Below are 12,317 nucleotides of genomic sequence, written 5' to 3'. Positions count from 1 at the left end.
TCTCCAATCCAAGGTTTTAGAAATAATCACTGAAATAAGCTTCTTGGTCAGGAAAAATCCGTTCCAAAGAATTTAAAGTTTCTTTATCTGTATCAATACGCTCAATTCGATGTAAGTACGAAGGGCGTCGGTAATTCATGACTAAACAAGTTAGTGTTTGAATATCTAAGTGAACGGCGGTGCCTAGAGGTTCATCCGTAATGGTTACTTGATCATTTTCATCCCAAATTAAGCCAAAAATACCATTATTCCACTCAGCAACAGGATCTTTAACGACAAAATGGAATGGCTTAGCTGTACTTTCAAAAGGAAAGTTTTCTAAAAAGGCTTTGACATCAACAATTCGCGCCATATAATAGGGCTCAATGCTTTCTTTAATTTGGCTGTCTTCTAAAAGAAAGGCTAATGGTTCGTTTTTATAGATATCGCCCTTGACCCAATAAACCATCGAAAAATGCGCAGTAATAAAATTCCACAAGCCATTTCGGGCTTCTTGGTTCAAGTAAAACATTTCCTTAATATGAAATACCTCATCGGCCACCCAATAGAAAAGTACTCCTAAAGGTTCTTGATTGGCACCATAATAGACAGCAGCAGTCCGTTCTTCCTCGTTTTCGAAACGCCAATATTCTTCCCAGTTGAAGGCACTACGAATGAGCGCGCCGTGATTTTGACGAGCGAATCGCGCATAGACATCAAAGACATCTGGGTGATCGACAGCTAACCGTTCAATCATTCCTGGAACAGGAACGGTTTTTGGTAATTGCGTATCCCGAATTTTAAAAGATAACTTGTCGGACATGATTTCCCAACCTTTACGTCGGTAATAAGGAATGTTGTAAGGGAAAAGATAAGAAATCCACTGTTTATCTTGGCGCATTTCTTCTAATGCCGTTTGAATCAAGTCTTTCATTAAACCGTGGTTGGCATATTCAGGATAGGTACCGACACCAGTAACGCCGCCCATTTTATACAAAGCACCATGGATATTGACTTCGCATGGATAGATAGCAATTTGTGAAATTAATTGATTTTCGTGAAACCAGCCAAATACTTTTGAAAGTTCTAAAATCGGTTGTTTTGATTTGATAAATGCGCGTTTGTTTTCAAAACCACTTTCTTCAATATCTGCTTCAGTTACTTGAAAAACATAGGAAAGAAGTTCATTAAATTGATCAATGTGTTCTTCCTCAACAGGCTTTAAGGTCAGTTGCTTTCGAAATTCTTGTTCATCCATTTTTCCATCTCCAATAAATTTACTGTTTTTAGTATACCAAATTTTTCGAAACTCTGTTAGCCTTTCGAAACCAAAAGAATAAAAGGGAAGTGCTTTAAATCTTCTTCAAAAATTGGTATAATGAAAAGTGCTGATTATCCTAGACCTTTAAACATGATAATTTGATAAAAAAGGCAACTAAAATATAACAATTGATTGATGAAGCTAGCAGGAAGCTAGCTTTTCTTAAAAGAAATGAGGCAAAAAATGAACAATAAAGAAATGAAAGCAAGACAAGAGAAAATTCGTAATTTCTCGATCATTGCCCACATTGACCATGGGAAGTCAACTTTAGCCGACCGGATTTTGGAAAAAACAAATACAGTTAGCAGTCGAGAAATGCAAGATCAATTACTTGATTCAATGGATTTAGAGAGAGAACGCGGCATTACCATCAAATTGAACGCAATTGAATTAAACTATACAGCCAAAGATGGTGAAACCTATACTTTCCATTTGATTGACACACCAGGGCACGTCGATTTTACCTACGAAGTTTCTCGTAGCTTGGCAGCTTGTGAAGGGGCTGTTCTAGTTGTTGATGCGGCGCAAGGAATTGAAGCGCAAACGCTAGCAAATGTCTATTTGGCATTGGATAATGACTTAGAAATTTTACCTGTTATTAATAAAATTGATTTACCCGCCGCTGATCCAGAGCGTGTTCGGACAGAGATTGAAGACGTAATTGGAATTGATGCATCGGAAGCTGTTTTAGCAAGTGCAAAAGCAGGGATTGGGATTGAAGATATTTTAGAACAAGTGGTGGAGTATGTACCAGCTCCATCAGGCGATATTGAGGCTCCTTTAAAGGCTTTGATTTTTGACTCTATTTACGATAGTTATCGGGGGGTCGTTTTAAACATCCGTGTAATTGACGGTGTCGTTCGTCCTGGGGATAAAATCCAAATGATGAGTAACGGTAAAACGTTTGATGTAACAGAAGTCGGCGTTTTTTCACCGAAACCAATTGCTCGTGATTATTTAATGGTTGGTGATGTGGGCTATATCACCGCTAGCATTAAAACGGTTCAAGATACACGGGTCGGGGATACAGTGACTTTGGCCGACAATCCAGCAGCAGAAGCACTACCAGGCTATCGCAAAATGAATCCAATGGTTTATTGTGGCTTATATCCAATTGATACGTCGCGCTACAATGATTTACGGGAAGCATTAGAAAAATTACAATTAAATGATGCGGCGTTACAATTTGAACCGGAAACATCGCAAGCTTTAGGGTTTGGTTTCCGTTGTGGTTTCTTAGGTTTGCTGCACATGGATGTTGTTCAGGAACGTTTGGAACGAGAATTTAATTTAGAGTTAATTACAACAGCACCGTCTGTAATCTATCACGTTAATAAAACTGACGGAACAACCGTTGTTGTTGACAACCCAGCTGAATTTCCAGAACCAGTAACGATTGAATCTGTGGAAGAACCTTATGTTAAAGCGCAAATCATGGTGCCAAACGATTATGTAGGAGCAGTAATGGAATTATCACAACGTAAACGTGGCGAATTCATTACAATGGATTACTTAGACGATTATCGTGTAAACGTAGTTTATGAAATTCCGTTATCTGAAATCGTGTTTGACTTTTTCGATAAATTGAAATCAAGTACAAAAGGCTATGCATCCTTAGATTACGAAATGGCTGGCTATCGTACCAGCCGCCTAGTGAAAATGGATATTCTATTAAATGCTGAAAAAGTGGATGCGTTAAGCTTTATTGTTCACCGAGATTTCGCATTTGAGCGTGGTAAAGCGATTGTTGAGAAACTGAAAAAACTAATTCCACGTCAACAGTTTGAAGTCCCAGTTCAAGCGGCGATTGGTCAAAAAATTGTGGCTCGTTCAGATATTAAAGCCTTACGCAAAAACGTACTGGCTAAATGCTATGGTGGCGATGTTTCTCGTAAACGTAAATTGTTAGAGAAACAAAAAGAAGGGAAGAAACGGATGAAACAAATTGGATCCGTGGAAGTTCCTCAAGAAGCCTTTATGGCGGTTCTGAAAATGGATGAAGATGATCAGAAAAAATCATAAATTTATTCTTTTTTTATTGAAAGTGGGACATTAGTCATTTCGACTTGAGCCGACTCCAAAAAGTTAGACCTAGAAATCTAACTTTTGAGGGTCGGCTCAACTTATATCCCACTTTTTAACTCTTAAGATAATCAGTTTGAACAAAAGAAGACTTTTAAGAAAAGCCTTTTTATTTTTTTGATCTAAACATTTATTCTTTAATCAGCTATTATTTTAGTAAAAAATAGATTAATTTACTAAAATAATATATAATAAAGGTAAAACTAGGAGGGAAGCATATGACGTGTATTTCATTATCGATTTTAAATCAAGAACAAGAAGTTAGAAAAGCTAAGATAGATGATTCAGATTCTTTGAAAGAGTTAACTATTACAGGAAAAGATTTTGTTTGTTTAGCTGCTCGGGATTGTCAATTACAAGACGGCGATGTGATTCAAGTTTGTTTAGATACGCCCAATACTTATTTAATGGTGAAGTTAGATGCTACGCTTGATAGCAGTTTAATTTATGTTCCAGAACAAAAATGGACGTTTCCAATCATAAAAAATGAAAACGCTATCGAAGCGCGAGCAGCGTATCGTTTTGAAACCAAGAAACCTTATATAAGTGTGCGTATTGCCACTAAAGAAGAAATTAAGAGTTATCGTAATTGGGCGTTAAATCCGCATGATTTACAACATTTTACTGGTGCGTATCCTCATGCATCTGCCAACGTGGAAACGCGAAATGATGCCACTTTTTTTGCTTGCAATGCGATTGACGGTACCTTCGCTAATCTTTATCATGGGTCGTATCCTTATCAATCATGGGGGATTAATCAGCAATTAGATGCCGCATTAAAAATTGAATTTGGGCGTGAAGTCTTGTTGGATAAAGTGATCTTAACATTACGAGCGGACTTTCCTCATGATAATTATTGGCAACAAGTGACTTTAAAATTTTCCGACGGTACACATGAGGTCTTTAAAACTGTTAAGACTGAGCAACGCCAGAGCTTTACCTTTGCGAAACGGGCAGCGGAGTGGGTGATACTAACAGAGTTAATTCAAGCAGATGAACCATCACCATTTCCAGCATTAACACAAATTGAATTATTTGGTCAAAACAAATAAAAAATAAGGACGGTTCCTTTATAGGAGCGGTCCTTATTTTTTATTTCTGGCGTGGGCTAGTTGTTGATTGGCGGACAACCAATTCTGTGTTTAACAGGACTCTACGAGGAATGCTAGGCATTTGAATTCGTTTGTGCAATAAATTAATGCCTGTCTCGCCCATTTCTTCAGTAAAGGCATGGACAGAGGATAGCGGTGGTGAGACATATTGAGAAATAGAGATATCATTGATCCCCATGACACTAATTTCTTCAGGAACCTTTATACCGTGTGCGGCTAACGTATGTATCACACCGATTGCAAAGGCGTCATTATAAGCAAGAATCGCAGTAGGTAAATCATTTCCCCATTTCTCTAACGCTTCTTCTGTCAATTGTTCCCCCGTTTTGACATCCAACATGCCATTTTCTTTTAAGATAAAATAATCTTCGTTAAACAAGTGATAATGCTGCATAATGTCAAGATAAGCATTGGTTGTCGGCGTTTTATAGCGACGGAAACCATACATGTTTTCGCTTTCTTCGGCACCAATAAAGGCAATTTTTTCGTGGCCCAATTCCAAAAGATGGGTTAAGGCAATCTCGGTTGCTTGATAAAAATCAGTATTTACAGAATCAAATTCTTCCAATGGGAAATTACTGCCAATTACACAAAGATTGGGATGCAGTTGCTGCAACTCTTGTAACGTCTTTTGAGTGAATTTACCAATTGCCAAAATGCCATCAATCCCTTGAAGGTTATGTTGTTCCAATTGAGAAACTTTGAGAATATTGTAACCTAACTCTTCGGCCCGTTTTTCAGCGCCTAAACGAATCGACATATAGTAAATATCCGTTAGTTCTTCGTCATCTGAACGCCACTGAACGACGGCAATCGAAGGCTCTTGCGGAGCTGTTTGTACGGAAAGGTTAGGTGTCAGTTGCTCCTGCTGTTTGTTTTTATTTTTAGTTTTATATTTCGTATAATTCAGGGTTTCTGCTGCTTCAAAAATTTTTCGCTTGGTTTCCTCTGTAACGGATAAGTTTGGATCATAGTTCAGAACTCGCGATACAGTTGAAATTGAAACATTCGCGACTTTTGCGATATCTGTGATAGTTGCCATTCTAAATGCCTCCTTCTCAAGTACTATTATAGCATATAGTATATTTCTTTTTAGTAAAAAAAAGCAAGAAAAAGCTTTTTTTACTTTTTTTTAGCAAAAACTATTGATTTTTTGACTAAAAAAATATACTATAAAGTCAAAGAAAGCGCTTTAATTCGATGGAGAAGGTGGTTTAGTGAAAAGATTTTCATTTTTTTTACTAATTTTACTTGCTTTAACAGGTTGTAAATCCGGTGAAAAAGAATTTGATGAAGAATCTCTTCAAAATCTAAAGGAAACGGCACAGTCTTATTCAGAAACAGAATTACAAAATGGTGACGTTCGTTTAAATGAATATATTTCTTTGAAAGGGGAGATTGTTGAGAGTGACAGTCGTTCCAGTTTAATAAAAAAAGGTGATCGTTTTATTTTGAAAAGTGGTTCTAGTAAATATCAAGTTTTTAATGAGCAAAAGAAAAAATTGAAGATTGGTGACGAAGTGACAGTTTACGGAGAATATTACGGCTTTTTGAAAGGGACATTAATTGAAAGTGAGGAGAATCATGATTCAGCCACGAATTAGACAGAATCCTTTTGAAACATACGAAGAAGTTGCAGAAGGATTTGAAGATTTATTAGCGCCACTGGAATTGTTTTTTGATCGAGAGTATCAAGGTCATCTGGATTTAGGGACACACGGAACGGTTTATTCTAAAGGGACACGTGATGCGGAGGCATTTTTACGACCATTATGGGGACTAGGTCCTTATGTAACGCAAAATGAAAGTGAGTATTTGAATGACTTTCTAACGGGAATTATCGAAGGAACCGATCCTGAGAGTTCATCTTATTGGGGAAAAACAAAAGATTATGATCAATTGATTGTTGAGATGGCAGCATTAAGTACATTTCTTTTGTTAAACAAAGAAAAAACGTGGGACCAGTTAACAAAAGAACAGCAAAACAATTTACACAGTTGGCTGATACAAGCCAATGAAAACATTATTCCGCCAAATAATTGGCATTTCTTTAGAGTGTTGCTGAATTTAGCGATGAAACATTGTGAAATGCCGTATTCAAAAGAACAGATCGCTGTTGATTTGGCTGTAATTGATCGTTTTTATGTCGGTAATGGTTGGTATTATGACGGAGTCGAGACACAAGTTGATTATTATGTTTCTTTCGCTATTCATTATTATAGTTTATTGTATTGTCGTTTTGCCCCGGAAGATACCGCAAGAGTGGCTATTATGAAGGAACGAGCAACTTTGTTCGCGCAAGAGTTTAAATATTGGTTTACTCAGCCAGGAGAAGCGATTCCCTTTGGACGTAGCTTAACGTATCGTTTTGCTCAAGTGTCATTTTTTAGTGCCTTAGTTTTTGCAGATGTTGAAGCATTGCCGTGGGGTGAGATCAAAGGTCTAATCAGCCGACATCTTCATCAATGGATGAACAAAGATATTTTTACAACAGATGGATTATTGTCGGTAGGTTATGATTATCAAAATATGGTCTTTGCCGAAGGCTATAATGGTCCTGGTTCACCTTATTGGGCCTTTAAAGCATTCATTTTGTTAGCGGTTCCAAAAGATCATCCTTATTGGCAAGCAGAAACACAGCCTATTAGCTTTCCAGAAAAACACTTACCTTCACCAGAAAGTCGGAACTACTATCAAGTAAATGATGCAGGGACACATGGTTTAATGTTTCCAGCGGGACAATTTATTAATTATCAAGCTCATGCGCATGATAAATATAGTAAATTTGTTTATTCTTCCCATTTTGGTTTCAGTACTATAAAGAGTGATTATTGGTATTACGAAGGTGCTTATGATAATTGCTTGGCTTTAGCTGAAGACGACCACTATTTCCGCACGAAAGGATTAGATGATCAGTGCGAAATTCTTGATGATCGTATCATTCATCAATGGCATCCTTGGTCCGATGTAGCAATCAAAACGACAATTGTACCATTAGAAGGCCAGCATTTACGGATCCACGAAATTGAGACACAACGTGCATTAGTGGCTTATGAAGGTGGCTTTTCAATCCCGCTCTTCGATGAAAAGGTCACTTGCGTTTCTGATCAAATGGCTGAGGTAAAAAATGCAAAAGGTGTGTCAAAAGTAGAAAATATCAACGGCTTTTCTGAAGCTGCGATTATTCGAACAGAACCGAATACAAATTTACTTTATCCATTAACGGAGTTGCCATATTTGAAAGCAAACTTGTCGAAAGGGAAACATCTTTTAATTTCATTGGTGACAGGCGTACTACCGAATGAACAAATTGAGCCAGTTAAAGTTAGGTTAAAAGAAAATCAGCTTTTAGTTGAAGAAAAAGTTGTAATTTTGGGGAATTAGGGGGAGAAATACACAATGACAGAAAATGGACAGATTGAGTGGTTGCCGAAGCAAATCAGTTTTGCTTTAAACAAAGTTCGAGGAAATTTAGAGACATTTAAAGAATTAGTTCCACCCGCGGCAAGTTTAAATCAAATTTATTATCCTGAAGAAAATATTGACTGGACGGCCAGCTTTTGGCCAGGAATGTTATTTTTAGCAAAGGAATTAACAAATTCAACAGAGTTCGATGAAGTGATTACCACACAGATGGCTTCTTTTCAACATCGCTTGGATGAACAAATTGAGCTGGAAACACATGATATAGGCTTTTTGTATATTTTAACAGCCATTGCAGATTATCAAGTCAATGGTCATGAGGCCTCAAAAGAAATGGCCTTGCAAGCTGCGGACTTATTAATGAAACGTTATTCACCAAAAGCCAAGATTATTCAAGCTTGGGGGAATTTAGACGATCCAGAGCAACGAGGTAGAATGATTATTGATTGTTTAATGAACTTACCATTATTATACTTTGCAGCAAAAATGACTGGCAAGCAAGAGTATTATGAAGCTGCCTACAATCATGCGAAACAAACACAAAAATATATTGTGCGAGAAAATCACACCACGTTCCATACGTATTATTTTGATACGGAAACAGGCGAAGCTTTATACGGTAAGACGCAGCAAGGATACTCAGATGATTCTTGTTGGGCTCGCGGCCAAGCCTGGGGAATTTACGGCTTTACGTTAAGTTATTTATATACAGGAGATAGTAGTTTTCTGGAAACAGCAAAAAATGTTGCTGATTACTTTATTCAAGAATTACCAGAAGACAAAATCTGTTACTGGGATTTAATTTTCAATGAAGGGAGTGAAGAAGAACGTGATAGCTCATCTGCTGCAATTGCTGCATGTGGCTTACTAGAATTATCTCGTCAGCTTCCATTAAATGATGAAAAACATGGCTATTATGAAAAGGTTGCGCTAGAACTATTACAAGCATTAGCGGAAAAGTATACAACGGTTTTACGACCAGAGTCGAACGGCCTATTGCTTCATGGTGTCTATGATAAAAAAACAAATACAGGAGTCGATGAATGCATGATTTGGGGCGACTACTTTTATTTGGAAGCGTTAACTCGTTTAGCGAAAAGCTGGTATTCTTTTTGGTAATTCATGGAGGAAAACTCCTAAAAAATAATAAATAGCGGAGGTAGTACAAATGAAATTTTGGAAAAAAGGCTTAACAGCGGCAGCGTTGTTAGCAGTGGCGGCAGTAACTTTAACAGCATGTGGTGGTTCAAGTGAAAAGAAAGCAACTGAAAAGAGTGAAGATGGCAAAACAAAATTAACAGTAACTACTTGGAATTATGACACGACCCCAGAATTTGAGAAATTATTCAGAGCTTTTGAAGCGGAAAATCCTGATATCACTATTGAACCGGTGGACATTGCTTCAGATGATTATGACACAAAAGTAACAACGATGCTTTCATCAGGAGATACGACGGATATTTTAACCATGAAAAACTTACTTTCATATTCTAATTACGCGCTACGCAATCAATTGGTGGATTTAACCGATCACGTTAAAGATTTAGATATCGAACCTGCCAAAGCAAGTTACGAGATGTATGAAATCGATGGTAAAACCTATGCTCAGCCTTACCGTACAGATTTCTGGGTATTGTATTACAATAAAAAAATGTTTGATGAAGCCGGAATTGCCTATCCCGATAACTTAACTTGGGATGAATATGAAGCGTTAGCGAAAAAATTATCTAAACCAGAAGAACAAGTATATGGTGCCTATCAACATACTTGGCGCTCAACCGTTCAAGCGATTGCTGCTGCTCAAAACAATGCCAATTTGATTGAACCAAAATACAATTATATGGAAACTTATTATGATCGCGCATTGAGAATGCAAAAAGATCAATCACAAATGGATTTTGGAACAGCAAAATCAACAAAAGTAACGTATCAATCACAATTTGAAAATTCAAAAGCGGCGATGATGTACATGGGTAGCTGGTACATGGGGACTTTATTAACCAACATTGATGATGGCAAAACAAATGTCGAATGGGGGATTGCCGAAATACCACAACAAGAAAAAGGCAAAGCAACTACCTTTGGCTCACCGACAAGTTTTGCAATTAATAAAAACAGTAAAAAACAAAAAGCTGCTCAAAAATTCTTAGACTTTGCTTCAGGTAAAGAAGGTGCAAAACTTTTAGCAGAAGTAGGGGTGGTTCCTTCTTATAAAACAGATGAAATTGATAAAATCTACTTTGCAAGAAAAGGAATGCCTTCAGACGAAGTCTCACAAAAAGCCTTTAACCCAGATACAATTAATTTAGAATTCCCATCTGATAAAAACGGTGCCGCAATTGATAAAGTATTACAAGAAGAACATGATTTAATTATGGTCGGCGACGAAAAACCAAAAGATGGTATTGCTAACATGGAAAAACGTGTCAAAGCAGAGATAGACTAATTATTATTTTCTGCAAAAACACAAAAGATTGATGAAAAAAATAAGCTGAAATGAGTAACCTACAATGAATTTCAGCTTATTTTTTTAAATAAAGAATGTAGCTTGAGTTTGGAAGGAGGGCCTGTTAAGTTCACTTAACAGAATACAATTATGGAAATTACTTCAAAAACAAAAACAGCAAATAAATTGAGACGAAAAAATACGTGGACTGCGTTATCTTTTATCGCACCAAACTTTATTGGCTTTTTCCTCTTCACTTTAATCCCGGTTATCTGTTCACTGATTTTAGCTTTTATGAGTTGGGATTCTTTTTCAACCCCTGAATTTGTCGGAATGAAAAATTTCACCAAAATGATTCATGATGATACGTTTTGGATTTCGTTAAAACAAACGTTTATCTATACGATTGGTGTTGTTCCGTTAACATTGATTTGCTCATTAGGACTAGCGATTTTGTTGAATCGTAAAATTAGAGGGATGAAATTTTTTAGAACGGCTTTTTTCTTTCCTTATGTAACGTCATTAGTTGCGATTGCGGTCGTTTGGAATATGCTATTTCATCCAACGATGGGACCAATTAATCAATTTTTGAAATTATTTATTGAAAATCCTCCTGGCTGGACATCTAGTTCTACTTGGGCTTTACCAGCAATTATCATCGTTAGTGTGTGGCGCTTTATGGGGTATTATATGATTTTGTATTTAGCTGGTTTACAAAGTGTGCCAAGAGAATTATATGAAGCAGCGTCAATGGATGGCGCGGGTAAATGGAATCAATTTTTAAATGTTACCTTACCTTCACTACGACCAACGACCTTTTTCGTGACTATCATGCTTGTAATTAACTGTTTCAAAGTGTTTGACTTAGTTCAAGTTATGACTGGTGGTGGACCAGGACGTGCAACGAATGTGTTAGTTTACGAAATTTACAATGAAGCCTTTGTCAAATTTAATTTTGGTTATGCATCAGCCATTGCGATGGTCTTATTCATCATCGTTCTAGCGATTACTGTGGCCCAATTTAAATGGAATCAACATCAAGAGAAAGTTTAGGAGGAGAAAAGATGGAAGCAACTTTTTCAAAAAAAGAAAATACTCGAAAAGCAAAAACGAAAAAAGCAGAAAAAGTCACACCTGGTGGGATCCTTGTAATCATTCTCTTAACTTTACTTGCGTTAATTACTTTGGTGCCTTTCATTTGGATGGTTTCAGCATCATTTAAAACAAACAATGAAGTTTTCACCATTCCAATTCAATGGATTCCTAAAAGTTGGCATCCAGAAAACTATTCCGTTATTTGGGAACGCATTCCGTTGTTAACTTTCTTTAAAAATACATTATTTTTAAGTATTGTGATTACGATTATTCAACTATTTACTTCAAGTTTTGCAGCATATGGCTTTTCAAAAATGAATTTTAGAGGAAGAGATACACTTTTTATTACGTACATCGCAACAATTGCTATTCCTTGGCAATCGTATATGATTCCACAATTTATTATGATGCGTCAATTAGGTTTGACTGACACGTTATGGTCACTTGTTTTATTACAAGCATTTAATGCATTTGGGGTTTTTTTACTGAAACAATATTACAGCAGTATTCCAGATTCACTATGTGAAAGCGCGCGGATTGATGGGTTAAGTGAGTGGGGAATTTATTGGAAAATTATTTTACCATTAACTAAACCAGCTTTAGCTAGTCTCACGATTATTACTTTTGTGAATACATGGAATGACTATATGGGACCTTTCATTTATTTATCTTCTACTGAGAATAAAACGATTCAGTTAGGTTTGAAAATGTTCGTCGGTTTATTTGATGCTGAATATGCCTTAATCATGGCCGCATCAGTGGTTTCTATTTTACCAGTAGGGATTGTCTTTTTAGCAATGCAAAAATACTTTGTTGAAGGTATTGCTACATCTGGAATGAAGAATTAGGAGGAAGTTTG

At 36.7% G+C, this 12,317-nt stretch carries 10 protein-coding genes; 8 read left to right on the top strand and 2 right to left on the bottom strand.

The window, feature by feature from the left end:
* Positions 1-16: 16 nt before the first annotated feature.
* Entirely contained in the window at positions 17-1,237 is a 1,221-nt protein-coding gene (locus IGK82_RS09030; RefSeq protein WP_002356813.1) for a GNAT family N-acetyltransferase, read from the bottom strand.
* A gap of 246 nt (positions 1,238-1,483) precedes the next feature.
* On the opposite strand from IGK82_RS09030, the gene lepA reads away from it, so the two are divergent.
* Positions 1,484-3,322 (top strand): translation elongation factor 4, encoded by a 1,839-nt coding sequence (gene lepA / locus IGK82_RS09025; protein ID WP_002362887.1) that lies wholly within the window; start codon positions 1,484-1,486, stop codon positions 3,320-3,322.
* A gap of 278 nt (positions 3,323-3,600) precedes the next feature.
* Positions 3,601-4,434: a hypothetical protein gene (locus IGK82_RS09020; RefSeq protein WP_430605085.1), complete on the top strand. Its 834-nt coding sequence runs from the start codon at positions 3,601-3,603 to the stop codon at positions 4,432-4,434.
* Between the two features lie 40 nt (positions 4,435-4,474).
* Here IGK82_RS09020 and IGK82_RS09015 read toward each other — a convergent pair whose 3' ends face one another.
* Entirely contained in the window at positions 4,475-5,536 is a 1,062-nt protein-coding gene (locus tag IGK82_RS09015; protein WP_002356832.1) for a LacI family DNA-binding transcriptional regulator, read from the bottom strand.
* A gap of 175 nt (positions 5,537-5,711) precedes the next feature.
* On the opposite strand from IGK82_RS09015, the gene IGK82_RS09010 reads away from it, so the two are divergent.
* The 6 genes from IGK82_RS09010 (at position 5,712) to IGK82_RS08985 (ending at position 12,306) form a co-directional block, all read left to right on the top strand.
* Positions 5,712-6,098 carry a membrane lipoprotein lipid attachment site-containing protein gene (locus IGK82_RS09010; protein WP_002359865.1) on the top strand — a complete coding sequence of 129 codons (387 nt, stop codon included), beginning with the start codon at positions 5,712-5,714 and terminating at the stop codon, positions 6,096-6,098.
* Positions 6,079-7,878 carry a DUF2264 domain-containing protein gene (locus tag IGK82_RS09005; RefSeq protein ID WP_002413633.1) on the top strand — a complete coding sequence of 600 codons (1,800 nt, stop codon included), beginning with the start codon at positions 6,079-6,081 and terminating at the stop codon, positions 7,876-7,878. The genes IGK82_RS09010 and IGK82_RS09005 overlap by 20 nt, the downstream gene beginning before the upstream one ends.
* Before the next feature lie 15 nt (positions 7,879-7,893).
* The gene (locus IGK82_RS09000) at positions 7,894-9,036 is read left to right on the top strand and encodes a glycoside hydrolase family 88 protein (protein WP_002356837.1); all 1,143 of its coding nucleotides are present in this window, start codon (positions 7,894-7,896) and stop codon (positions 9,034-9,036) included.
* 49 nt (positions 9,037-9,085) lie between these two features.
* On the top strand, positions 9,086-10,363 hold the full coding sequence (locus IGK82_RS08995; protein WP_002359868.1) for an ABC transporter substrate-binding protein: 1,278 nt from the start codon (positions 9,086-9,088) through the stop codon (positions 10,361-10,363).
* A gap of 150 nt (positions 10,364-10,513) precedes the next feature.
* Positions 10,514-11,416 (top strand): carbohydrate ABC transporter permease, encoded by a 903-nt coding sequence (locus tag IGK82_RS08990; RefSeq protein WP_002356840.1) that lies wholly within the window; start codon positions 10,514-10,516, stop codon positions 11,414-11,416.
* Entirely contained in the window at positions 11,389-12,306 is a 918-nt protein-coding gene (locus IGK82_RS08985) for a carbohydrate ABC transporter permease (protein ID WP_002383582.1), read from the top strand. Before IGK82_RS08990 ends, IGK82_RS08985 begins: the two co-directional genes overlap by 28 nt.
* Positions 12,307-12,317: the final 11 nt, after the last annotated feature.

Origin of the sequence: Enterococcus sp. AZ197 (assembly GCF_050556405.1) — a bacterium.
GTDB lineage: Bacteria > Bacillota > Bacilli > Lactobacillales > Enterococcaceae > Enterococcus > Enterococcus faecalis.
Note: the sequence above shows the minus strand (reverse complement) of the source record. Positions and strands in the feature narration are given on the sequence as shown.